This is a genomic window from Kitasatospora sp. NPDC002551 (assembly GCF_040296005.1).
Lineage (GTDB): Bacteria > Actinomycetota > Actinomycetes > Streptomycetales > Streptomycetaceae > Kitasatospora.
In genome coordinates, this window is the sequence record NZ_JBEOWI010000006.1 from 94,997 (window position 1) to 118,042 (window position 23,046).

Below are 23,046 nucleotides of genomic sequence, written 5' to 3' on the forward strand. Positions count from 1 at the left end.
GGGCGGCGGACGGGATCAGTGACCGGCCCGTGCGGGCCGGTAGACGCACAGCGCCCAGATGATGAAGACGTCCAGGGCGATCACCACGATCGACCAGCCCGGGTAGTACGGCATCGACAGGAACGCGTCGATGGCGCTCACCGCGGTGAGGACGATACCGGCGTACCGGGCCCAGCCGGCTCCCTTGAGGAGGAAGGCGCCGACCAGCGCGACCAGCGCGCCGACGACGATGTGGATCCAGCCCCAGCCGGTGAGGTCGAACCGGAACACGTAGCGGTTGGTGGTCAGGAAGACCTCGTCATCGTGGACCGCCATGATGCCCCGCAGCACCTCCATGATGCCGTTGATCAGCATCAGGACGCCCGCGAACACCACGAAGCCGGGAGCCCACTCGCGGAACCCGTGGTGCGAGGCCGGCGGTGGCGGCTGGCCGGTGCCGGAGCGCCAGGGCGGGGGCTGGTCCGTCGGCGGCTGCTCCGGGGGCGGTTGGCCGGGCGGCGGGGACGACGTGCTGCTCATGGGTTCCTCCAGGACCGGACGCCGGGGCCGGTTGGGCACTCCCGGACAGGTGTTCAAAGAGGCGTGCTGACTTCGACCGTCCAACCCCCGCGGGTGCCGGGCAACCGGGTCGCGCCTGTTCGGGTGACCCGCCCCTGTTCGGGTGACCCGCCCGCGCGCCCCCGTCCGGCGCGGCCGGCCGGCCGGTACTGCTGGTCCGACCCCTGCCCCGGACCCGGAAGGCGCAGCGCGTGACTCTCCTGCCGAAGGACACCGCGGAGCAGCAGCCCCCGCACCCGTCGCGCACGCCCCGGCTGGAGCGCCACCGCGCCGCCGCCCGCCGCCGGCGCGGCCGGGCCCTGGTCGGCTGGCTCACCACCACCGACCACAAGCGGATCGGCACCCTCTACATCACCACGTCCTTCCTGTTCTTCCTGCTCGGAGGGCTGATGGCGATGCTGATGCGGATCGAGCTGGCCCGGCCCGGGCTGCAGCTGCTCTCCAACGAGGAGTTCAACCAGCTCTTCACCCTGCACGGCACGATCATGCTGCTGATGTTCGCGACCCCGCTGTTCGCCGGGTTCGCCAACTGGATCATGCCGCTGCAGCTCGGCGCCCCCGACGTCGCCTTCCCCCGGCTGAACGCCATCGCCTACTGGCTGTACCTGTTCGGCTCGCTGATCGTCGTCTACGGCTTCCTCACCCCGGACGGCGCGGCCGACTTCGGCTGGTTCGCCTACGCGCCGCTGAACGGCCCGGACCACTCCCCGAGCCTCGGTGCCGACCTGTGGATCATGGGCCTGGCCCTCTCCGGCTTCGGCACCATCCTCGGTTCGGTCAACTTCATCACCACGATCGTCTGCTTCCGCGCGCCCGGGATGACGCTCTTCCGGATGCCGATCTTCGTCTGGAACATCCTGCTCACCGCCGTGCTGGTGCTCTTCGCCTTCCCGGTGCTGGCGGCCGCGCTGCTCTGCCTGGAGTCGGACCGGCGCTTCGGCTCGCACGTCTTCGACGCGGCCAACGGCGGGGCGCTGCTCTGGCAGCACCTCTTCTGGTTCTTCGGGCACCCGGAGGTCTACATCATCGCGCTGCCGTTCTTCGGGATCGTCACCGAGATCATCCCGGTGTTCAGCCGCAAGCCGATCTTCGGCTACTCCGGGCTGATCGGCGCGACCATCGCCATCACCGGCCTGTCGATCACCGTCTGGGCGCACCACATGTTCGTCACCGGGCAGGTGCTGCTGCCGTTCTTCTCGATCATGACGATGCTGATCGCGGTGCCCACCGGGGTGAAGTTCTTCAACTGGATCGGCACCATGTGGCGCGGTTCGCTGAGCTTCGAGACGCCGATGCTGTGGGCCGTCGGGTTCCTGGTCACCTTCCTGTTCGGCGGGCTGACCGGGGTGCTGCTGGCCGCGCCGCCGATCGACTTCCACGTCTCCGACTCGTACTTCGTCGTCGCGCACTTCCACTACGTGGTGTTCGGGACGGTGGTCTTCGCGATGTTCGCCGGCTTCCACTTCTGGTGGCCCAAGTTCACCGGCCGGATGCTCGACGAGCGGCTCGGGCGGATCCACTTCTGGACCCTCTTCGCCGGCTTCCACGCCACCTTCCTGGTCCAGCACTGGCTCGGCGCCGAGGGCATGCCCCGCCGCTACGCCGACTACCTGGCCTCCGACGGCTTCACCGCGCTCAACACCGTCTCCAGCATCGGCTCGTTCCTGCTCGGGATCTCCACCCTGCCGTTCCTCTACAACGTCTGGCACACCGCCCGGTACGGGGAGCGGGTCACCGTCGACGACCCGTGGGGCTACGGGCGCTCGCTGGAGTGGGCCACCTCCTGCCCACCGCCCCGGCACAACTTCGTCACCCTGCCCCGGGTCCGCTCCGAGTCGCCCGCCTTCGACCTCCACCACCCCGGGATCGCGGAGATCGACCGGCGGCAGAACGCCCGCGAACCACAAGGCTGATTCCCGGTCCTTTACCTCCTCGTTAGGATGACCGGCATGGCAGAGGACACCGCAGAGGAGACCCACGCCCCGGTGGCCGGCGACCCGCGGGGCCGCCGGCGCGGCCAGGGCGAGCTGGAGGCGCAGGTGCTGGCGGTGCTCCAGCGGGCCCCCGGCCCCGTCACCGCGGGCTGGGTCCAGGAACGCCTCGACGGCGACCTCGCCTACACCACCGTGATGACCATCCTCTCCCGGCTGCACGCCAAGGACGCCGTCACCCGCACCCGCTCCGGCCGCTCCTACCTCTGGCAGGCCTCCTCGGACGCGGCCGGCCTCGCCGCCCTGCGGATGCGCCGGGTGCTCGACGGCGAGCCCGACCGGGACGCGGTGCTCGCCAGCTTCGTGACCGCCCTGCTCCCGCACGACGAGGAGCTGCTGCGCACCCTGCTCGACGGCGCCTGCGCCCCGGCCCCCGATCCCGAAGGCTGACCTCCGCGCCGTGGGCGTCTTCGTCTTCCTCCCCCTCGTCCTGCCGCTGACGGCGCTGCCCATCGCCCGCCTCACCGAGCAGCACCTGCACCCGCGCGGCGCCGCCCGGCTGCTCACCGCGATCAGCATCGTGATGGCCCTGTGCAGCGCGGTCTGCCTGGCCCTGATCGGGGTCGTCGGCACCGCCCAGATCCCCGGCAACCCGCTGCCCGACAGCTGGTCCGACCCCGAGGTCCGGGCCGCGCTGCCGTACCACGAGAGCGTCGGCACGGCGGCGCTGCTCGTCCTCGCCGCCGTCCTGCTCGCCCTCGGCCGCACGCTCACCCGCCACCTGCGGATCCGGGCCCGCGCCCGGCGCGCCCTCGGCCGCGCCCTGCCCGCCTCGTCCGACGTCGCCCTGCTGCCCGACCCGGAGCCGTACGCCTACGCGCTGCCCGGCTCGCCGCGCTCGCCCGGCCGGGTCGTGGTCTCCACCGGCATGCTGGCCGGCCTCGCCGAGGACGAGCGCGCCGCCCTGCTCGCCCACGAGCGCGCCCACCTGACCCACCGGCACCACCGCCACCTGCTGGCCACCCAGCTGGCCGGCTGCGTCAACCCGTTCCTGCGGCCGCTGCAGCGCGCCGTCGCCTACAGCGCGGAGCGCTGGGCCGACGAGGAGTCCGCGCAGGCGGTCGGCGACCGCCGGGTCACCGCCCGGGCCGTCGCCCGCGCCGCCCTCGCCTCGCACCGCCCGCCCGCGGCCTACGCGGCCTTCCCCGCCTTCGCCGCCCCCGGCCCGGTGCCCCGCCGCGTCGCCGCCCTCCTCGGCCCCGTCCCCACCGCCCGCAACTGGCCCCCCGCCCACACCCCCGCCGGCCTCGCCGCCCTCGTCGCCGCCCTCGGCACCGCCGCCTCCGCCCTCTCCGCCCTCAACGCCGCCGTCGCCCTCCTCCTCGTCCTCAAGGCCGTCACCCCGCTGTAGGGCGAGCGCGCCCGGTCCGGAGGGTGGGGTGACGCAGGCTCACGAATGGCCTTCACCGATAGCGCTCCGTGTGCGGGCATGGGCAAATGGTGACAGCCGGTGTTTCCCACCGGATCGAGAATCAACGCCTCGAAAGGGCACCTTCCATGCGCACCATGCACCGTATCCTCGCCGCCTCCGCCATCGTCCTCCCGCTCGCCGTCTGCGGCGCCACCGCCGCCTCCGCCGACGCCGAGGGCGCCGTCCCCGTCGCCCACTTCGACAAGGGCGCCTTCACGGTCGGCCCCGACGGAAGTGCCCTGCACGTCATCGAGGTGAAGTACGGCCCCGACGGTGCCAGCTACTTCGAGGGCACCCTGGTCATCAGCGAGGACGGCGTCTCCGGCTCCTTCGTCGACACCGGCATCGGCCACGCGGAGGGCTGACCGCCCCCGACCACCGCTCCGCGCCGCCCGGGCCACCCGGGCGGCGCGGAGCCGCGTGTCCGGGCGGACCGGTCTCCTCCGTGAGGAGGGGCGGCACCCGGAGCGGTCCCTGAGGTGTGGCCTCCGAGCGCGTGGACACGCAGCTCAGCGGGCATCCGGGTCGTAGGGGGCAGTCGTCGCGCGTGAGAGGGTGCCAGGCATGAAGGTGATCGGATTCCTACTGAATGTGCTCTGGCTGGTCTTCTGCGGGTTCTGGATGGCGGTCGGATATGTGATCGCCGGCATCATCTGCTGCGTTCTGATCATCACCATTCCCTTCGGCATCGCGTCGTTCCGGCTGGCGGGGTTCGTGATCTGGCCGTTCGGGCGCAAGGCCGTCGAGCGGCCGGACGCCGGGGCTCCGTCGTGCGTCGGGAACGTGATCTGGCTGGTGTTCGCCGGGTGGTGGCTGGCGCTGATGCACCTGATCACCAGCATTCCGCTGTTCCTGTCGATCATCGGGATCCCGTTCGGGTGGGCGAACCTCAAGCTGATCCCGGTGTCGCTGACGCCGCTGGGGCGGGAGATCGTGGCGACGGACGAGCCCTGGGGCGGGCGGTAGCGGACGGGGCGGAAGGGCCGGCGGGTGTTTCCGCCGGCCCTTCGGCGGTTTCAGGCGGTGGCGAGGGTGGTCAGGGTGGTGCGGGCGGTGGCGAGGGAGGTGGTGGCGAGGCCGCGGTAGGGGGTGAGGGCGGGGACGTCGGCGGCGCGGGTCAGTTCGGCGTGGACGAAGCGGAGGTTGGCCTCCGGGACGCCGAGGTGTTCGGTGCACCAGGCGCGCAGGTAGGGGGTCTGGAAGTCGAAGGGCTCGCGCGGGGTGCCGGGGCCGTAGCCGCCGCCGCGGGCGGTGACGGCGATGACGCGGGTGGCGGTGAGGCGGCCGGTGTGGGCGCCGGGGAAGGTGACGCGGTCGATCCAGGCCTTGAGGGCGGCGGGGACCGTGAAGTTGTACATGGGGACGCCGAGCAGGAGCGTGTCGGCCGCGTGGAGTTCGGTGATCAGGGGGTGGGTCAGGGACCACTCGTGGCGCTCGTCGGGAGTGGCCGCGAAGGCGGGGACGTCGGCGAGCGGGACGGGGGCGCCGTGGCGTTCGACGCGGACGCCGAGGGAGGCGTAGCCGGCGCCGATGAGCGGTACCGGGTCGGCGGCGAGGTCGCGGTAGCGGTAGCCGGCGCCGGGGTGGCCGGCCTGCCAGGCCCGGGCGAAGCGGGCGGTCAGGCGGCGGCTGACGGACCGGTCGGCCGGGCTCGCGCTGGAGTCCAGGTGGAGCAGGGTGGGCATCGGGGTGGGCATGAGGGGCTCCCGGTCACCTTCGGGGGGTGGGCATCGTCAACCCCGTGACGGGGACGCGGACGGAAAGGTGACCGATGGACGGGCGCGAGCGGTTGGCGGTGCGGTTCGAGGCCGAGCGGGGGCGGCTGGGGGCGGTGGCGCGCCGGATCCTGGGGTCGACGGCGGAGGCGGAGGACGCCGTGCAGGAGGCCTGGCTGCGGCTGGAGCGGGTGGACGCGGCGGAGCTGGAGAACCTGCCGGGCTGGCTGACCACGGTCGTGTCGCGGATCTGCCTGGACGTGCTGCGGGCGCGGCGGACCGAGCCGGCGGTGGCCGAGGGGGTGGTGGACGGGCCGGAGGCGGAGGCGGAGCTGGTCGACGAGGTCGGCCGGGCGATGCTGGTGGTGCTGGACCGGCTGGGGCCGGCCGAGCGGGTCGCCTTCGTGCTGCACGACGGCTTCGCGGTGCCGTTCGAGGAGATCGGGCCGATCGTCGGGCGGAACACGGCGGCCGCCAAGAAGCTGGCGAGCCGGGCCCGGCAGCGGGTCAAGGGGGCGCCGGCGGAGCGGGGGACGGGCGAGCGCACCGTGGTGGAGGCGTTCCTGGCCGCCGCCCGCGGCGGCGACCTGGACGCGCTGCTCGCCGTGCTCGCCCCGGACGTGGTGCGCCGGGCCGACCCGGCCGCGCTGCCGGCCGGCCGTCCGGCGGTGCTGCGCGGCGCCGACGCGGTGGCCCGGGAGACGCGGGTGATCGGGCGGCGGGCGCGGTTCGGGGTGCCGGTGCTGGTGGACGGCGCGGTCGGCGCGGCGATCGCGCCGGACGGACGGCTGCGGCTGCTGCTGCGGTTCACCGTGCGCGACGGCCGGGTGGCCGCCTTCGAGGTGGTCGCGGACCCGGCACGGCTGGCGGCGGCGGCGGTCGGGCCGCTGGAGTGCGGCCCGTGGGTCGGGGAGCCGGAGCGGCGGTGGCGAGCACGATGAGGCGTTGCCGCTCCCGGTGCCCGGTGCGGGCGGCGCGCGGGTCGTCGAGGTCGGCCTCGGTGCCGCCGGCGCCCTCGACGTACATCGCGCGGACCGGGCCGGGCACGGTGCCCGCCCTCTCGACAAGGCGGCCCCGGGGGAGCGGACCGGCGGTCCTCCGGTGCGGCTCAGCGCGGCTCGTCGGCGAGCTGGACGATCATCTTGCCGGTGTTGGCGCCGCGCAGCATGCCGAGGAAGGCGTCCACGACGTGCTCGAAGCCCTGGACGACCGTCTCGTCCGAGGCGACGGCCCCGGAGCGCAGGTGCGGGACGAGGAAGTCGTACAGCCCGGGGCGGGCGTCCAGGTGGTCGCGGACCAGGAAGCCCTCCAGCCGCAGGCTCTTGCCGACCACGTCGAACAGGTTGCGCGGCGCGGGCGGCGGGGCCTGGAGGTGGTTGTACTGGGCGACCGCCCCGCACCAGGCGATCCGGCCGTGGTCGCGCAGCGCGCCGATGGCGGCTTCCAGGTGGTCGCCGCCGACGTTGTCGAGGTAGACGTGCAGGCCGTCGGGCGCGGCCTCGCGCAGCCGGTCGGCGATCGGGGCGTCGTGGTAGTCGAAGGCGGCGTCGAAGCCGAGGTGTTCGGTGAGGTGGCGGACCTTGGCGGCGGACCCGGCGCTGCCGACGATCCGCCCGGCGCCGAGCAGGCGGGCGATCCGGCCGGCCGCGGTGCCGACGCCGCCCGCGGCCGCCGAGATGAAGATCGTCTCGTCGGGCCGCAGCCGGGCGATCCGGGTCAGGCCGACCCAGGCGGAGAGCCCGGTGCCGCCGAGGATGCCGAGGTGGGCGCTGAGCGGGACGCCCGCGAAGTCGGGCAGGACGGTGGTCTCCTCCGCGGTGACCACGGAGAGGGTGCGCCAGCCCCGGCGGTGGTGGACGAGGGTGCCGACGGGCAGCGCGGGCGTGCGGGACTCGACGACCCGGCCCAGGGTGCGGCCCTCCAGCGGGGCGTGCAGCCGCCAGCCGCCGGTCTCGTCCATCTCCTCGCGCATGTACGGGTCGACGGACTGGTGGATGTTCTCGACCAGCGCCTCGCCGTCGGCCGGTGGCGGGACCGTCTCGTCGAGGAAGGCGAAGTCGTCGGCGGTGGGCTCGCCGTCCGGGCGGGAGACGAGGTGGACGACGCGGGCGGTGGGGCGGGACACGGTGGGCTCCAGGGTTCAAGGGCTCAAGGCGGATGCCGGCGGGCGGTGGTGATCACCGTAGGGAGCGGGGCGGGGGGCCGGGCAGGGGCCCGCGTCGATGGACGGGGACGTTCCATGAACGGGATCGATGGATCCGGTAGCGTCGCCGCCATGACCGATCTCGCCCCGCACGAGCTGCGGGTCCTCGTCGCGGTGGCCGAGGAGCAGGGGTTCACGGCCGCCGCCGCGCGCCTGGACAGCAGCCAGTCCGCCGTCTCGCACGCCGTGCGCGCCAGCGAACGGAAGCTCGGCGCGGTGCTGTTCGAGCGCGGGCGCCACGGCGCGCGTCCCACCGAGGCGGGCGAGCGGGCCGTCGCGTACGCCCGGCGGGTCCTGCGGCTGCTGGCCGCGATGGGCCCGGAGGTCCGGGCGGCCGCGGCGGGCGACGCGGCGGGGGAGGTCGGCGGGGTGCTGCGGATCGCCGCGTTCCGCAGCGTCGCCGCGCACCTGCTGCCGCCCGTCCTGGCCCGGCTGACCGCCCGCCACCCGGGGGTCACGGCGCAGGTGCGGATCGTCCGCGAGATCGGCCGGGGCACCGCCGGCGAGGTCGCCGACGGCCGGGCCGACCTCGGCCTCGCGACCCTCGACCCGGCCGCGCCGCCGCCCGTCCCCGGCCTGGTCGCCGCCCGGCTGTTCGAGGAGACGTACGCGCTGGCGCACCCGGCCGGTCACCCGGCGCCGCGCGGGCTGCCGCTGGTCGACTGGGACGAGAACTGCGGCTCGTACACCCGCGACTGGTGGGACCGGCAGGACTGGATCCCGCCGTCGACCATCGACGTCGAGGACGACACGGTGGCCGCCTCCCTGGTGTCGCAGGGCCTGGGGATGGCGATCATGCCCCGGACCGCCCTGCTCGGCGCGCCCGCCGGGCTGGCGGTCACCGGCCTCGGGCCGCGCCCGCCGAGCCGCTACGTCGGTTATGTGACGACGCCGGAGCTGGCGGGGACGGCGGCCGTCCGGGCGCTGATCCGCGAGCTGCGGGAGCTGCGCGGCCAGGGGCTGCCCGAGGGACTGACGGCGGTCTGACACCCGGACTCAGCGCGCGGCGGCGGCCACCGGGCGGGTGCGCAGCGCCCAGGCGGCGGCCGGCGCGGCGCAGACCGCGGCGAGCAGCAGCGCCCCGGCCGCCACCACGCCGACCGGCCGCCACGGCAGGACGAGCGGGGCGGGTACGCGCAGCACCGCCAGCGCGGCGTGCAGGGAGCCGAGCTGGACGGCCGCGACCGCGCAGCCGAGCACCGCGCCGACCGCCGTCACCAGCACCGACTCGGCGGTGACCAGGCGGACCACCTGACCTCGGGTCGCCCCGGCCAGGCGGAGCAGCGCGAGTTCGCGCCGGCGGTCGGCGGTGGCCATGAGCAGCGTGTTGGCGAGCGCGATGCCCGCGTAGACGAGGGCCGGGCCGAGCACCAGGACGATCCGCAGCCACGCGATCCGCGGGGACGCCCCGGCGGCGAGCCACTGCTCGCGGGTCAGCACGGCGGCGCCGAACGGCAGGGCGGCGGCGCGGACGCCGGCCGCCCGGGCGGCGGGGCCGAGCCGGACCTCGATCCGGTCGACCAGGGCGCCCGGGGCATTGGCGGCGGTCACGTACAGGCCGTTGTCGCCGAGCCCGTCGCGCAGCACGGCGGCGACCCGCAGGGTCGTCCGGCTGCCGTCGGCGCGGACCACCGGGACCGGCTCGCCGACCGTCCGGTGCCCCCACTCGGCGGGCAGGACGAGGGAGCCGTCGTCGAGGCCGGCCGGCGAACCGGCCAGCAGGGGCAGCCGGGCGAGCGCCGCCAGTCCGGCCCGAGCGGTGGTCGCGCGGGCCTCGGAGCGGACCGTCACGCCGTCCGCTTCGACGAGCGAGAGGGCGGTCGGCGCGGTGGCGGAGAGGGCGGCCACGCCGGGAACGGCGCGCAGCGCGGCGAGCAGCGGGCCGCCGTCGGCGCCGGGGGCCGGGACGACGACCAGGTCGGCGGCGGTGCGGGCGCGCGCCTCGGCGGTGCGGGCGGCGCCCACCGTGTCCAGCGCGCCCGCTAGCGCGCCGGTCAGCGCGACCGAGACCAGGACGGGTGCGGCCACCGCCCCCGTCCGGCGCAGCGCCGCGGCGGCGCCGGCCGGCACCAGGCGGCCGGCGTAGCCGGTGACCCGGCGGGGGAGGACGCGGCCCAGCAGGCGGATCAGCGGCGGGGCGAGGAGCGGGGAGAGCAGGCCGGACGCGCAGATCAGCCACATGGGCTGGGTGGTGTACGTCTTGCGGTGCAGCAGGTCGGCGGGGTCGGTGGCGAGCGCGGTGGCGACCGGCGCGAGGAAGGCGAGCAGCAGGCCGAGGCCGGTGAGGAGCCGGCCGGCGGTCAGCACCCCGGTGTCGAGGTCGGCCGTGCGCAGGGCGTCCAGCGGGCCGACCCGTCCGGCCCGCCGGACGGCCGCGGCGACGCCGCCGAGGGCGACCAGCAGGCCGGTCGCGAAGGCGGTGGGCAGCGGCCAGGAGGCGGGGACGAGGGCGAAGCCGGGCGGGGCCATGCCGGCCTCGGACAGCCCCCGGACGAGCGCGGGAGCGCCGAGCCGGCCGAGCAGGCAGCCCGTGGCGGAGGCGGCGGCCCCGAGCAGCAGCGCCTCGGCGAGCACGGTGCGGCGGACCTGCGCGCGGGTGGCGCCGGCCAGGCGGAGCAGGCCGAGTTCGCGGCGGCGCTGGGCGACGGCGTAGGAGTAGGTGGAGGCGACGACGAACGCCGAGACGAACGCACTCACCCCGCCCGCGGTGCCGAGCGCGGCGACCAGCGAGACCAGTTCCTCCCCGCCGGCGGCGCCGCCCAGCGCGGCGGCGAGGCCGAGCAGCATGACGGCGGTCATCGCCACGCCGAGGGCCAGGGCCAGGAAGGCGCCGAGGAGGGAGACCGGGCGGGCCTTCAGGGACGTGAGCGCGATCCGCAGCATTCTCATGCCGTCCAGCGAACCGCCGCCGGCCGGGCCGGCACAGCAGCCCAGGCGCCACTTCGGACGGTAGGGCGGGCCCTACCCGTAGGGGACGCGGAGGCCGCGCCGGACGTCGACGGGTCCGACTTCCGGCGCGGGCGGAACGGCGCGGGCCGCGGAAGGAAGGGCGCGGGCCGCGGGCGGAAAGGTAGGCCGGGCCCTACCGACGGGCCGCGGCCGGGGACCTAGGGTGGGCGGGCGCACAGGGGGAGGGACGCGATGGACGAGGGCTGGTGGGGCCCGGTGCCGCGGCCGGGGTTCCTGCGGTCGGCGGCCCCGTGGCGGGCGGCCGGGTACCTGCTGGCGACCGGGCTGACCGGGCTGCTGCTCTGCGCCGGGCTGCTGGTCTCGGTGGTGGCCGGCGGGGCGCTGGCGGTGCTGCTGGTCGGGCTGCCGCTGCTGGCCGCGCTCGCCCTGGTCGGGCTGCCGGTCGCGGCCTGGGAACGCCGGCTGGCCCGCTTCCTGGACGGCGCGCGGGTGCCGGACCCGCACCGCCTCCCCGACCGCCCCGGCCTCGCGGCCTGGCTGCGGCTGCGCTACCGCGAGCGGGCGACCTGGCGCGAGCTGGGCTTCACCGTGCTCGCTGGGTTCGTGCTCTGGCCGGTCGACCTGGCCGTGGCCGGCTGCGCCCTCGCCGTCCCCGGCTACCTGCTGGCCGCCCTCCCGCTGCTCCTGCTGGACGGCGAGCAGGTCAACGTCCTCAAGATCTGGCAGGTCCACTCGCCGGTGACGGCGGCCCTGTGCGGGCTGGCCGGCCTTGCCCTGCTGCCGTTGCTCGGGTACCCGCTGGCGGTGGTCGCCGCCGCCCGGGCGGGCCTCGTCCGGCTGCTGCTCGGGCCCGGCCGGCAGGAGCGGCGGATCGGCGAACTCGTCCGCTCCCGGGCCCGGCTGGTGGACGCCTTCGAGGCGGAGCGGCGCCGGATCGAACGCGATCTGCACGACGGCGCCCAACAGCGCCTGGTGGCCCTGCGGATGACGCTCGGCCTCGCCCGGCTGGACGCGCCGCCGGACGGCCCGCTGGCCGCCCGGCTCGCCGAGGCGCACCGCGAGGCGGGCGACGTGCTGGCCGAGCTGCGGGAGCTGATCAACGGCGTCCACCCCCAGGTGCTCACCGACCGGGGCCTGCCGGAGGCCTGCGCGGACGCCGCCGACCGCTCGCCGGTCCCGGTCACCACCCGCTTCGCGCTGCCCGTCAGGCTTCCGGCGCCGGTCGAGTCGGCCGGCTACTTCGCCGTCACCGAGGCGCTCGCCAACATCGCCAAGCACAGCGGCGCGCGCACGGCCGGCGTCGAGGGCCGCTACGCGGACGGGCGGTTGACCATCGAGGTGACCGACGACGGCCGCGGCGGCGCCGACCCGGCCCGCGGCACCGGCCTGACCGGACTGGCCGACCGGGTCGCGGTCGTGGACGGCACACTGACGGTCAGCAGTCCGCCCGGCGGACCGACCCTGGTGCGGGTGGAGATCCCCTGCGCCCCGGCGGACGGAGGAGCGGCCCGATGAGCCTGCGGATCGTGCTCGCGGAGGACGGCGTGCTGCTGCGCGAGGGTCTGGTCGGCCTGCTGGCCCGGTTCGGGCACCGGGTGGTGGCCGCCGTCGGCGACGCCGGGGCGCTGCGCGCGGCGGCCGAGGAGCACGCGCCGGACCTCGTCGTCACCGACGTCCGGATGCCGCCGGGCCAGACCGACGAGGGGCTGCGCACCGCCGTCGCCCTCCGGGAGCGGCGCCCCGGACTGCCCGTCCTCGTGCTCAGCCAGTACGTGCAGCGCTCGTACGCGGCGGAGCTGCTGGACTCCGGGGACGGCTCCGGCGTGGGCTACCTGCTGAAGGACCGGATCGGCCAGATCGAGGAGTTCACGGCGGCGGTCGCCGAGGTGGCGGCCGGCGGCACGGTGGTCGACCCGGAGGTGGTCCGGCAGTTGCTGCGCCGCCGCCGGGACCCGCTGGAGCGGCTGACCCCGCGTGAGCGCGAGGTGCTGGCGCTGATGGCGGAGGGCCGATCGAACGCGGCGATCTGCCGGGAGCTGGTGGTGTCCGAGGCGGCGGTGGGCAAGCACATCGGCAACATCCTGATGAAGCTGGACCTGCCCCCGGCCGAGGAGACCCACCGCCGGGTGCTGGCGGTGCTGGAGTTCCTGCGCTCCTGAGGGCCCGTCGACGGGGGCGTCGGCGGGCCCTACGAGACCGCCTCACGGAGCCTGCCGAACTCCGCCGCCAGGGTGTCCAGGGTGTAGTGGGCGTTGAGGCCGCTGGGGTTGGGCAGCACCCAGACCTCGGTCGTGCCGATGGTCTGCTCCTGGCGCCCGATCGACGCCGTCCGACGGCCGAAGGCCGTGCGGTAGGCGCCGATGCCGAGCACCGCCAGCACCCGGGGGCGCAGCCGCAGCACCCGGTCGGTGAGCGCGGCGCCGCCCGCCCGCAGCTCGTCGGCGGTCAGCTCGTCGGCCTTGGCGGTGGCGCGCGGGGCGACGTTGGTGATGCCGAGACCGAGGCCGAGCAGCTGCCGCTGCTCGTCCGGGCGGAACTGGCGGGGCGTGAAGCCGGAGCGGTGCAGGGCGGGCCAGAACCGGTTGCCCGGGCGGGCGAAGTGGTGACCGGTGGCCCCGGACCAGAGCCCGGGGTTGATGCCGCAGAACAGGACGCGCAGACCGGGGGCGGTGACGTCCTCGATCGTGGTGTCGCGGGCGGCGAGCAGCTGTTCGGCGGTCGGCCTCGGCGCGGTGGTCGGCTTCTCGGTCACCGCTCCAGTGTGCCGGTGGGCGCGGCCGCCTCCGCGTCCGCCCCCGCCGCGTCCGCCCCCGCCGTCGCCGGGACGGCCACCGCCGCCCGGCTCGCCGCCAGCGACCGCGTCCGGCGCCGCTCCCGCAGCCACCGCACGCCGTACACCGCCGCGGCCGCGTAGGCCCAGCCGACGAAGACGTCCAGCAGGTAGTGCTCCGCCCCGTACACCAGCGCGAAGGTCATCGCGAGCGGGTACGCGACCAGCAGCACCCGCACCCACCGCGCGGCCGTCGGCCAGAAGAAGAACAGCAGCATCGCCGGGTACGCCGAGTGCAGCGAGGGCATCGCGGCGACGTCGTTCGCGAACTGGCTGCCGTTCTCGAACACCGACGCGGCCCGCGGCAGCCCGCTCTCGGTGAGCACGTCCGAGACCACCCGGGTCAGCGCCGGCAGGTGGCCCTCCTGGGAGGACAGCCACGGCGGCACCGCCGGGTACAGGATGTACGTCGCGAAGCCGGCGAAGGTCAGCACCAGGTAGCAGGTGAGCAGGTGCCGGAACCGGTCGTGGCGGCGGCGCCACAGCACCGCGAGGATCATGAAGACCGCGAAGAAGTGCGACATGTAGACGGTGACCGCCGCGTAGTCCCACCACTGCGGCGAGCCGGGCGTGTAGAGCCCGTGCTGGAGCCGCACGGTCAGCGTCTCACCGAAGCCGAGCACCTCGTCGAAGCGCTGCTGCGGCCACAGGTACGGGCCCCAGGGGGTGTGCGCGCCGTAGCCGCGCAGCAGCGAGTACGTCCAGACGACGGCCATCACCGGCACCCAGTCGCGCAGCACCAGCAGGAAGCCGCGCGCGCCGTGCCCGCTGTGCACGCCGGCGGCCACCAGGGCGCCCATCAGCCACAGGAAGACCAGGTCGTTGGTGTACGGCAGGCCGTACGCGCGCAGGTACCAGAGCAGGGCGGCGAGGTAGAGCGGCCACGCCAGCAGCCGGAGCCGGGCCAGGGCGCCGGGGCGCGCGCCGGTCCGGGAGCCGGTCGCCGGACGCAGCCGCCCGGCGCTCTCGGGAGGGGTGGGCGGCGCCGGGCGGAGCATTCTGGTCATGCCGGTCGAAGCTAGCAAGGCATTCTTGGAGAACTCTCGGTGCGAACGGCGGTCCGTTCAGGAAGGGCTCAGAAATGCCCCGGGCGGCGCAGCGGAGGCGGCCCGGGGTGACCCAGGACACGCGGAACGGGGCGCTCAGGACACGATGCCCAGCTCGTGCGGGGTGTTGTTGAACCGCCGCCCGCCCTGCTCGGTGACCGTCACGATGTCCTCGATCCGCACCCCGAACCGGCCCGGCAGGTAGACGCCCGGCTCGATCGAGAAGCACATGCCCGGCACCAGCGGCCGCTCCTCGCCCTCGACCAGGTACGGCGGCTCGTGCGTGGTGATGCCGATGCCGTGGCCGGTGCGGTGGATGAAGAAGTCGCCGTACCCGGCCTCGGTGATGACCCGGCGGGCGATCCGGTCGATCTCCTGGCAGCTCACTCCGGGCCGGACGGCCTCGAACGCGGTCTGCTGCGCCCGCCGGACCACGTCGTGGACCTTGCGCACCTCGTCCGGGACGTCGGGGCCGACGTGCACGGTGCGGGTGGTGTCGGAGCCGTAGCCGTCCTTGAGCCCGCCGAAGTCCAGGACGACGGTGTCGCCGTTCCCGATCACCCGGTCGCCGGCCTCGTGGTGCGGGTTGGCGCCGTTGGGGCCGGAGCCGACCACGGTGAAGTCGACCTGGCTGTGCCCGTACTGGATGAGCAGGGCGGCGAGGTCGGCGGCGACGTCGGTCTCCCGGCGGCCGGCGAAGGTGACCTCCAGGATGCCCCGGTAGGCGGCGTCGGCGGCGCCGCCGGCCGCGGCGAGGCGCTCCAGCTCGTCCGCGTCCTTGACCGCGCGCAGCATCGGCAGGGTCTCGGTGAGCGAGGTCCAGCCGACGCCCGGCAGGGCGGCCTGGAGCCCGAGCAGGTGCATCGCCCAGGCGTTGTCGGAGATCCCGTACCGGCCGGCCGGGTCGATCAGCGGGACGGCGGCGGCGTACGGGTCCTGGCCGTCGGTCCAGCCGACCAGCCGGAGGGCGGGGGCGCCGGTCGCCTTCTCGGCGTCGGGGCGCTCCAGGGCGGGGACGACCAGCGCGGGCTCGTGGCCGGCGGTGAGGACGAGGGCGGTGAGCCGTTCGGTGATCGCGGTGGGCTGGTAGCCGGTCAGGTGGAGGAGGTCGGGGCCGGGGGCGACGACCAGGCCGGCCAGCCCGGCGTCCGCGGCGGCGGCGGTGGCCCGCTCCAGGCGGGCGCGGTAGTCCTCGGTGGTGAACTCTCGGGGCATGCGGGGTCTCCTGGTGGGGGCTCGCCGACGGCGACGGCTGGTGGCTGGGTGCGCGTCGTGTGCGTCAACTCCATCATGGCCGGTGCGAGTTGGCGTAGTGCCGGAAGAACAGTGCCTCGACGTGGGCCATGTGCTCGATCTCGCCGGGGTCGACGCTCTCGTTGGGCGCGTGGATGAGGCAGCGCGGCTCCTCGACGCCCATCAGGATGATCTCCGCCTCCGGGAAGGTCGAGGCGAACACGGTGCAGAGCGGGATCGAGCCGCCCTGGCCGAGGAAGGACAGCGGCCGGCCGTAGACCTCCTGCGCGGCCTTGTCGAGCGCCGCGTACGCGGGCCCGCCGGTGGCGGCGCGGAACGGCGAACCGGCGCTCTCCGGTGTCACCTCGACGCGCACGTCCCACGGCGCGGCGGCCTCCAGGTGGGCGATGAGCGCGGCCTGGGCGGCGCCCGCGTCGGTGCCGGGCGGCACCCGCAGGCTGACCCGGGCCCGGGCGGTGGCCGGGACCGCGGCGGCGGAGCCGACCACCGGCGGGCAGTCGATGCCGAGCACGGTGACGGCGGGCCGGGCCCAGAGCCGGTCGGCGACGGTGCCGGAGCCGGTCAGCCGGACGCCGTCCAGGACGCCCGCGTCGGTGCGGAACTGCTGCTCGTCGTACCCGACGCCGCTCCAGGTGCCGTCGTTGTCCAGGCCGTCGATCCGGGTGCCGCCGTGGGTGTCGCGCAGCGAGTCGAGGATGCGGATCAGCGCCGCCAGCGCGTCCGGGGCCGGGCCGCCGAACATGCCGGAGTGCACGTCGCCGCGGAGCGCGGCGACGCTGACCACGACGTTGGTGACCCCGCGCAGCGAGGTGGTGGCGGTGGGGACGCCGATCGCCGCGTTGCCGGTGTCGCAGACCAGCAGCGCGTCGGCGTGCAGCTCGCCGGCGTGCGGCGGCAGGTAGGCCTCCAGGCCGCCGGTGCCCTGCTCCTCCGAGCCCTCGACGACCAGCTTGAGGCCGACCGGAAGGTCGTCGCCGAGCGCCCGCAGCGCGGTGAGGTGCATGACGATGTTGCCCTTGCAGTCGGCGGCGCCGCGCCCGTACCAGCGGCCGTCGCGCTCGGTCAGCTCGAACGGCGGGGAGGTCCAGGCGGCGTCGTCGAGCGGGGGCTGGACGTCGTAGTGGGCGTAGAGCAGGACGGTCGGCGCGCCGGGCGGGGGCGGGCGGTGGCCGACCACGGCGTGGCTGCCGTCCGGGGTCTCCTCCAGGTGGACGTCGCGCAGTCCGGCGGTGGAGAAGGCGTCGGCGACCCACTCGGCGGCCTGGCGGCACTTCTCGGGCGGGTACTGGCGGGGGTCGGCGACGGAGGGGATGGCGACCAGCTCGGCCAGGTCGGTCCTGGCCCGCGGCATCAGGGCGGCGATCCGGCGGGCGAGTTCGTCGGTCATGGTGACGGCTCCTCTGGGCGGCTGCCGGGCGTTCCGGCGTCGGGTGCGGACGTGTCGTCGGGTACGGAACATGTCGTCGGGCGCGGAACGTGTCGTCGGGTGCGGACCGGGGCGTCGGTCGGGGACCGGGGGTCGGTCGCGGTCGGTGCCGTCAGTTGCGGACGGTGTCGTCGAGCTTGAGGTCGTCGATCTTGTCCTTGATGGCGGCGAGCTTGTCCGGGCAGTACACCGAGAGCACGATCGCCTCCGCGAAGACCACCTCGCGGTCGGAGAGCACCGGGCGCTGGCCGGGGCCGGCGGCGCCGTTGGACATGCCGTACTTCCACTGGGCCTGCTGGAGCGCGCCGGCCGGGTCCTCGCAGACGGCGCCGCCGTCCTCGCCCAGGGTGTGCACGATCTGGTCCTGCGAGGGCACCGGGTAGCCGGCGGCGGTGAGCGCCTCGGAGAGCTGCTGGGCCTTGCGGTTGGCCTCGTTGGTCTCGTGCAGCTGGGTGTAGGTGAGCAGACCGGTGATCAGCATGCCGATCAGCAGGACGATCGCGCCGAGGTAGATCCAGCGGTGCCGGGAGGCCATCGGGTTGCGGGTCATGCCGTACCGTCCTTGTCCGGGCCGGGCCGGTCCGCACCGTCGGCGCGGCCCAGTTCGGCGGCCTCCTGGGCGGCGAGCTCGGCCCGGGCCTCGGGCGAGCGCCACTCGGGCTTGCGCAGCCGCAGGAACAGATAGGGGATCAGCAGGCCCAGGACCGCCAGACCGCCGCCGACGATCGCCACGTACGACCAGGCCGAGCCGCTGCCGAACTGCGAGGAGGGCACGAAGCCGATCGCCATCGCCGCCGCCGAGGCCACCAGGCCGGTCACCGAGATCGGCACCAGCGCGGGCGCCCGGTAGCCGCGCGGGTGGTCGGGCCGGGTGCGGCGCAGCCGGATCGCGGCGGCGAACATCAGCAGGTAGACGATCAGGTACACCTGCGTGGTGATCACCGAGAAGATCCAGTAGGCGCTGGAGACGTTCGGGATCAGGGCGTAGGCGAGGGCGATGACCGTGGTGATCACGCCCTGGGTGACCAGCAGGTTCTGCTGGATGCCCTCCTTGTTGAGCCTCTGCAGGAAGGGCGGGAGGTAGCCCTCCTGGCGGGAGATCATCAGCAGGCCCTTGGACGGCCCGGCGAGCCAGGTGAGCATGCCGCCGAGCGAGGCGGAGACCAGCGCCACCGCGATCACCGGGGTGAGCCAGCCGATGTGGAAGTACTGGAAGAAGGCGTCGAAGGCCTGCATCACGCCGGCCGTCAGGCTCAGCTCGCTGGACGGCACCACCCAGCTGATCGCCAGCGCGGGCAGGATGAAGATCGCCAGCACCATCGCGGAGGCGGTGAACATCGAGCGCGGGAACTCCCGGGCCGGGTCGCGCAGCGAGGAGACGTGCACCGCGTTCATCTCCATGCCGGAGTAGCTGAGGAAGTTGTTGACGATCAGCACCAGGCTGGCCAGGCCGGTCCACTCCGGGAACAGGTGGGCGGCGTCCATCGGGGCGGCGGAGCCGTTGCCCTGGCCGAGGAAGACGAGGCCGAGCACGACCAGCAGCGTGCCGGGGATCAGCGTGCCGATCACCAGGCCCGCCGAGGAGAGGCCGGCCACCGCCTTGGTGCCCCGGGAGGAGACCCAGACGCCGGTCCAGTAGAGCACCATGATCACGATCGCGGTGTACGGGCCGTTGCTCGCGAGGGAGGGGTCGACCACGTAGGCGATGGTGGAGGCCACATAGGCGAGCAGGGACGGGTAGTAGAAGATCGTCATCGCGAACTGGCACCAGACGGCCAGGAAGCCCAGCGGCTTCGACAGGCCCTCCGACACCCAGCGGTAGACGCCGCCCTCCCAGCCGGACGCCAGCTCGGCGGAGACCAGCGCGGTCGGCAGCAGGAAGACGACGGCCGGGAGCAGGTAGAGGAAGACGCAGGCGAGGCCGTAGACCGCCATGGTCGGGGCGGAGCGGAGGCTGGCCACCGAGGCGGTGGTCATGAAGGCGAGGGTCAGCCAGGACATCCGGGGCGTGTCCGCCAGCCTGGTGGCCGCCGCGCCGGTGTGCCGGGTGTCCGCCTCGGTGCGGCGTCCGCCGGCGCCGCCGCCCGTGCCGCCTCCGTTGCCGCCGCCGCCCGTGCCGCCTCCGCCCGTGCCGCCGGGCCGGCCCTGGCCGGACGACGGTAGGTCCATCGAACTCATGCGTCCTCCTGGGGTGGCCCGCCGGCGCCGGTCCGGGGGCCGGACCGGGAACGGGCCGGGGACGGGCCGTACCCGGCCAGTTCACCCGGTTGGCGATGGGGCCGCATGCGGGTGCACCCGCACGGGTGAGCGACTGTCAGGAGGACGGGGCGGGCGTGACCGGCGGCTCGGGCCAGCCGGCGCGGCGCAGCGTCCGGCCGGCCGTCGCCGGGACCAGGCCCGCCGTGAGCAGCACGGCCACCGCGACGAGGACCGCCGCGGGGGAGAGGTGGTCGAGCAGCAGTCCGCTGCCGACCATCCCGGCCGGCATCCCGGCCGTGAACAGCGTCATCGTCGCGGCGATCACCCGTCCGCGGAGCGCGTCCGGGACCCTGCTGAACACCAGCAGGTCGATCATGACCCGCAGCGTCGGTATCCCCAGGCCCACCGTGAACAGCGCCGCGAACACGGTGACCGTCCCGCCCGGCAGCAGCGGCGCGAGCAGCACCGGGACGGTCAGCCAGGACACCGCGAGCAGCAGCACCCCGGGCCCGGCCAGCCGGTGCAGCCGGCTCACCAGCAGCGCGCCGGCCAGCGCCCCGACGGCCTCGCCGGCCAGTGCCAGGCCGATGCCGGTGCTGGAGGTGCCCTGGCCGCGCAGGAGGACCATCACCGGCAGCAGCATCGCGGTGCCCGCGACGTTGATCAGCAGGACGACGCCGAGGACCGGGCGGAGCAGGGCGTTGCGGGCGAGGTAGCGGTAGCCGGCCAGGGCGCCGCCCCGCGCGGCGGCCTCCCGGTCCGCCCCGGTCTCCGGCCGGCTCGGGAAGCGCACCAGCAGCGCGGCGGTCAGCGAGAGCAGCGAGGCTACCGCCGTGCCGACGAACGGCGCGCCCCGGCCGAGCCCGAACAGCGCGCCCGCCAGCGGCGGCCCGATCAGGCCCGCCCCGCTGATCCGCGCCTCGTCCTGCGCCAGCGCCTGCCGCAGCTGCTCCGGCGGGACGACCGAGCGCACCGCGATCAGCCGGGTCGGGCCGGTGTAGGCGATGGTCGCGCCGATCACCACGGCCACCACCAGGGTGTGCGCGACGGTCAGCCGGTCCACGGCCAGGGCGAGCGGGACGCTGGCACAGGCGAGCAGCCGGACGCAGTCGCCGACGATCAGCACCACGCGGCGGTCGTAGCGGTCGGCGGCCGCGCCGCCGTGGATGCCGAAGAGGACGGAGGCGCCGATCTGCAGCGCCCCGAACGCCCCGGCGAGCGTGGCGGAGCCGGTGAGCGCGAGCAGCAGCAGCGGGTACGCGGTGTCGGCGATCTGCAGGCCGAGGGTGGAGCCGGCCTGGCCGGCCCAGAGGGCCTGGAAGCGCCAGTTGCGCCGCAGGGGGACGGGGGCCACCGCCGTGTCCGGGGTCGTGTCCGGGGTCGTGTGCGTGGTCGCGGTGTCGGTCCTCATCGGCGATCTCCCCCTCCGGACGCCACTCACTATGACGTCATCATTCACGAATGCGTGAATGATGACGCCTGCGTGATCGATTGCGCAAGAGTGAACGCGCGATTGCCCGGGTCGGCGGCCATCTGCGAGGGTGGGCCCGTGGTCGAGAACGCCGAGAGTGCCGTGAACGCCGACGCGGGGCCTGTCGCCCCCGCCCCCGCCGTCCTCAAGGAGCGCCGGGTGGAGGACGCCGCCACCCTCAAGGCCCTGGCCGACCCGCTCCGCCTGGCGATCCTCGACGTCCTGATGGCCGCCCGCGATTCCGGACCGCTCACCGCCAAGGAGATCGCCGCCGCGCTCGACGAGCCGCAGACCAAGCTCTACCGGCACATCAAGCAGCTGGAGAAGGTCGGGCTGATCGGCGTCGCCGGCACCCGGCTGGTCTCCGGCATCGTCGAGAGCCGCTACGCCCCGGCCCAGCTCTCACTGCGGGTCGCCCCGGAGATCTTCGCGCCCGGTTCGCCGACCCGGGTCGACGCCTACGACGCCCTGCTCGCCGCGATGGACCGGGTCCGCGGCGACTTCCGCGCCCACGCGGTCGCCGACCGCATCGACTTCACCACCTCGCGGGACGCCGGGGCGACCGGTCTGCCGGGCATGTTCTCGCACTTCACGTACCGGCTCACCCCCGAGCGGATGCGCCGGTTGCGCGGTCAGCTCGACGAGATCTTCCACGAGTTGAGCGCCGAGGGGGACAGCGACGCCGAGGACGCGGTGGAGACGACCCTGTTCGCCCTGCTCTACGGCGTCCGCCCCGAGCGGGCGGCCGACTCTCGGACTGATAGCCGACCGGGCACGGAATCGTAAACGCCGCGCGGACTGTCGGTGTCATGGTTCACGATGACTGAATGTCATACGAACTTCAGGCGCTGATCGGGCCGGCCGAGCTGGTCGCGGTGGCGGCCGCCGAGGTTTCGGCGGCCCGCCCGCGACCGCTCGCCCAGGGCCTGGCGCTGATCCCGGCCACCCCCGAGTTCCTGGCGGCCCTCCGGTTCGGCGACGAGGACCCGGCCTCCCCGGGCGCCGCCGGCTTCGGCTGGTTCTCCGACGGCCTCGAACGCCGGCTCGCCGCCTGGTCCAAGGCCGGCCCGATCGCCTGCGTGGAGGCCGACTACTTCGGCGGCACCGGCACCCAGCGCGCAGCCCTCTGGGCCGACGGCCGGCTCGCCCTGGGCCCGCTCACCAGCGCAGAACTCGAACCCTTCCCGCCCGAGGGCAGCCCGATCTCCCGCGTCCTGCGCCACCTCGGTGTCCACCCGGCCGACACCGACCCCGCCGCCCACGACGAGTTCGACGCGGCCGGCCTCGGCGCCCACCGCACCACCGCCTCCTGGGCCACCGCCGACTGACCCCCGGCGCCCGCCCCGCGAACGACGACGGCCCCGGCCGCACGCCCCGTCAGGAGCACGCGCCCGGGGCCGTCCTCCGCCTCAGCGGTAGTTCACGAACTGGAGCGCGAAGTCCAGGTCCTTGCCCTTGAGCAGCGCCTGGACGGCCTGCAGGTCGTCACGGCTCTTCGAGGTGACCCGGAGCTCGTCGCCCTGGACCTGGGCCTTGACGCCCTTGGGGCCCTCGTCCCGGATGATCTTCGCGACCTTCTTGGCATCGTCCTGGGAGATGCCCTCCTTCACGTCCGCGAAGATCTTGTACTCCTTGCCGGACAGCTGCGGGTCCTTGGCGTCCAGCGCCTTCAGCGACAGGCCGCGCTTGATGAACTTGCTCTGCAGCACGTCCAGGATCGCCTTGACGCGCTCCTCGCCGTTGGCCTTCATCTCGATCGTCTCGCCGGAGCGCTTGATCTCGGCGCCGACGTTCTTGAAGTCGAAGCGCGTGGAGATCTCGCGGGAGGTCTGGTTGATCGCGTTGTCGACCTCCTGCCACTCGACCTTCGAGACGATGTCGAAACTGGAGTCGGCCATGGGTGTTGGTCTCCTTGATGTTCTGGCTGCACTGACACGGCCCGTCCCACCGGACGCCCGCCGCCCCAGCCTATCCAGCCCGCCCCCGCCCCCGCCCGGGACAGCCACGCCACACCCGCCGATCCCGCCCCACC

At 74.9% G+C, this 23,046-nt stretch carries 23 protein-coding genes; 11 read left to right on the top strand and 12 right to left on the bottom strand.

Going from position 1 to position 23,046, the window contains the following annotated elements:
- Window positions 1-15: 15 nt before the first annotated feature.
- A complete protein-coding gene (locus ABT093_RS08310; RefSeq protein ID WP_350561741.1) occupies window positions 16-519 on the bottom strand; it encodes a DUF7144 family membrane protein in 504 nt (167 codons plus the stop codon).
- A 293-nt stretch (window positions 520-812) separates the two neighbouring features.
- Here ABT093_RS08310 and ctaD point away from each other — a divergent pair, with 293 nt between their 5' ends.
- The 5 genes from ctaD (at window position 813) to ABT093_RS08335 (ending at window position 4,926) form a co-directional block, all read left to right on the top strand.
- Window positions 813-2,471, top strand: a complete 1,659-nt coding sequence (gene ctaD / locus ABT093_RS08315) for an aa3-type cytochrome oxidase subunit I (protein WP_350561963.1) — start codon at window positions 813-815, stop codon at window positions 2,469-2,471.
- 36 nt (window positions 2,472-2,507) lie between these two features.
- Window positions 2,508-2,939 (top strand): BlaI/MecI/CopY family transcriptional regulator, encoded by a 432-nt coding sequence (locus ABT093_RS08320; protein ID WP_350561743.1) that lies wholly within the window; start codon window positions 2,508-2,510, stop codon window positions 2,937-2,939.
- Window positions 2,940-2,949: 10 nt separating this feature from the next.
- Window positions 2,950-3,900 (top strand): M48 family metalloprotease, encoded by a 951-nt coding sequence (locus tag ABT093_RS08325; protein ID WP_350561745.1) that lies wholly within the window; start codon window positions 2,950-2,952, stop codon window positions 3,898-3,900.
- Between the two features lie 155 nt (window positions 3,901-4,055).
- Window positions 4,056-4,325: a hypothetical protein gene (locus ABT093_RS08330; RefSeq protein ID WP_350561747.1), complete on the top strand. Its 270-nt coding sequence runs from the start codon at window positions 4,056-4,058 to the stop codon at window positions 4,323-4,325.
- Between the two features lie 199 nt (window positions 4,326-4,524).
- Window positions 4,525-4,926 carry a YccF domain-containing protein gene (locus ABT093_RS08335; protein WP_350561749.1) on the top strand — a complete coding sequence of 134 codons (402 nt, stop codon included), beginning with the start codon at window positions 4,525-4,527 and terminating at the stop codon, window positions 4,924-4,926.
- A 50-nt stretch (window positions 4,927-4,976) separates the two neighbouring features.
- Here the strand turns inward: ABT093_RS08335 and ABT093_RS08340 are convergent, their stop codons facing one another.
- The gene (locus tag ABT093_RS08340) at window positions 4,977-5,657 is read right to left on the bottom strand and encodes an FMN-dependent NADH-azoreductase (RefSeq protein WP_350561751.1); all 681 of its coding nucleotides are present in this window, start codon (window positions 5,655-5,657) and stop codon (window positions 4,977-4,979) included.
- A gap of 74 nt (window positions 5,658-5,731) precedes the next feature.
- Between ABT093_RS08340 and ABT093_RS08345 the strand changes: the two genes are divergently transcribed.
- Window positions 5,732-6,616 carry a sigma-70 family RNA polymerase sigma factor gene (locus ABT093_RS08345; RefSeq protein ID WP_350561753.1) on the top strand — a complete coding sequence of 295 codons (885 nt, stop codon included), beginning with the start codon at window positions 5,732-5,734 and terminating at the stop codon, window positions 6,614-6,616.
- 167 nt (window positions 6,617-6,783) lie between these two features.
- Here the strand turns inward: ABT093_RS08345 and ABT093_RS08350 are convergent, their stop codons facing one another.
- A complete protein-coding gene (locus tag ABT093_RS08350) occupies window positions 6,784-7,800 on the bottom strand; it encodes an NADP-dependent oxidoreductase (protein WP_350561755.1) in 1,017 nt (338 codons plus the stop codon).
- A 150-nt stretch (window positions 7,801-7,950) separates the two neighbouring features.
- Here ABT093_RS08350 and ABT093_RS08355 point away from each other — a divergent pair, with 150 nt between their 5' ends.
- Window positions 7,951-8,865, top strand: coding sequence for a LysR family transcriptional regulator (locus ABT093_RS08355; RefSeq protein WP_350561757.1), 915 nt, complete (start codon window positions 7,951-7,953; stop codon window positions 8,863-8,865).
- Between the two features lie 9 nt (window positions 8,866-8,874).
- On the opposite strand, the gene ABT093_RS08360 is transcribed toward ABT093_RS08355, so the two are convergent.
- Window positions 8,875-10,767, bottom strand: a complete 1,893-nt coding sequence (locus ABT093_RS08360; RefSeq protein ID WP_350561759.1) for an FtsX-like permease family protein — start codon at window positions 10,765-10,767, stop codon at window positions 8,875-8,877.
- 252 nt (window positions 10,768-11,019) lie between these two features.
- On the opposite strand from ABT093_RS08360, the gene ABT093_RS08365 reads away from it, so the two are divergent.
- Together ABT093_RS08365 and ABT093_RS08370 are read left to right on the top strand one after the other, a co-directional pair.
- Window positions 11,020-12,303 (top strand): sensor histidine kinase, encoded by a 1,284-nt coding sequence (locus ABT093_RS08365; protein ID WP_350561761.1) that lies wholly within the window; start codon window positions 11,020-11,022, stop codon window positions 12,301-12,303.
- Complete coding sequence (locus tag ABT093_RS08370) at window positions 12,300-12,947, top strand: response regulator (protein ID WP_350561763.1); 648 nt, start codon at window positions 12,300-12,302, stop codon at window positions 12,945-12,947. Before ABT093_RS08365 ends, ABT093_RS08370 begins: the two co-directional genes overlap by 4 nt.
- Window positions 12,948-12,976: 29 nt before the next feature.
- On the opposite strand, the gene mug is transcribed toward ABT093_RS08370, so the two are convergent.
- From mug to ABT093_RS08405, 7 genes are all read right to left on the bottom strand, one after another.
- Entirely contained in the window at window positions 12,977-13,540 is a 564-nt protein-coding gene (gene mug, locus ABT093_RS08375; RefSeq protein WP_350561765.1) for a G/U mismatch-specific DNA glycosylase, read from the bottom strand.
- Window positions 13,537-14,625: a phosphatase PAP2 family protein gene (locus ABT093_RS08380; protein ID WP_350561767.1), complete on the bottom strand. Its 1,089-nt coding sequence runs from the start codon at window positions 14,623-14,625 to the stop codon at window positions 13,537-13,539. Before ABT093_RS08380 ends, mug begins: the two co-directional genes overlap by 4 nt.
- A gap of 135 nt (window positions 14,626-14,760) precedes the next feature.
- Window positions 14,761-15,879, bottom strand: a complete 1,119-nt coding sequence (locus ABT093_RS08385) for a M24 family metallopeptidase (RefSeq protein ID WP_350561769.1) — start codon at window positions 15,877-15,879, stop codon at window positions 14,761-14,763.
- A 73-nt stretch (window positions 15,880-15,952) separates the two neighbouring features.
- Window positions 15,953-17,305, bottom strand: coding sequence for a dipeptidase (locus tag ABT093_RS08390; RefSeq protein ID WP_350561771.1), 1,353 nt, complete (start codon window positions 17,303-17,305; stop codon window positions 15,953-15,955).
- 151 nt (window positions 17,306-17,456) lie between these two features.
- A complete protein-coding gene (locus tag ABT093_RS08395) occupies window positions 17,457-17,894 on the bottom strand; it encodes a hypothetical protein (protein ID WP_350561773.1) in 438 nt (145 codons plus the stop codon).
- Window positions 17,891-19,345, bottom strand: a complete 1,455-nt coding sequence (gadC, locus tag ABT093_RS08400) for a glutamate/gamma-aminobutyrate antiporter GadC (protein WP_350561965.1) — start codon at window positions 19,343-19,345, stop codon at window positions 17,891-17,893. The genes ABT093_RS08395 and gadC overlap by 4 nt, the downstream gene beginning before the upstream one ends.
- Before the next feature lie 313 nt (window positions 19,346-19,658).
- Window positions 19,659-20,954 (bottom strand): MFS transporter, encoded by a 1,296-nt coding sequence (locus tag ABT093_RS08405; protein WP_350561775.1) that lies wholly within the window; start codon window positions 20,952-20,954, stop codon window positions 19,659-19,661.
- 138 nt (window positions 20,955-21,092) lie between these two features.
- Between ABT093_RS08405 and ABT093_RS08410 the strand changes: the two genes are divergently transcribed.
- Together ABT093_RS08410 and ABT093_RS08415 are read left to right on the top strand one after the other, a co-directional pair.
- Window positions 21,093-21,800 carry an ArsR/SmtB family transcription factor gene (locus ABT093_RS08410; RefSeq protein WP_350561777.1) on the top strand — a complete coding sequence of 236 codons (708 nt, stop codon included), beginning with the start codon at window positions 21,093-21,095 and terminating at the stop codon, window positions 21,798-21,800.
- Window positions 21,801-21,841: 41 nt separating this feature from the next.
- Window positions 21,842-22,342 (top strand): hypothetical protein, encoded by a 501-nt coding sequence (locus ABT093_RS08415; RefSeq protein ID WP_350561779.1) that lies wholly within the window; start codon window positions 21,842-21,844, stop codon window positions 22,340-22,342.
- 81 nt (window positions 22,343-22,423) lie between these two features.
- Here ABT093_RS08415 and ABT093_RS08420 read toward each other — a convergent pair whose 3' ends face one another.
- The gene (locus ABT093_RS08420; protein ID WP_350561781.1) at window positions 22,424-22,912 is read right to left on the bottom strand and encodes a YajQ family cyclic di-GMP-binding protein; all 489 of its coding nucleotides are present in this window, start codon (window positions 22,910-22,912) and stop codon (window positions 22,424-22,426) included.
- Window positions 22,913-23,046 lie beyond the last annotated feature (134 nt).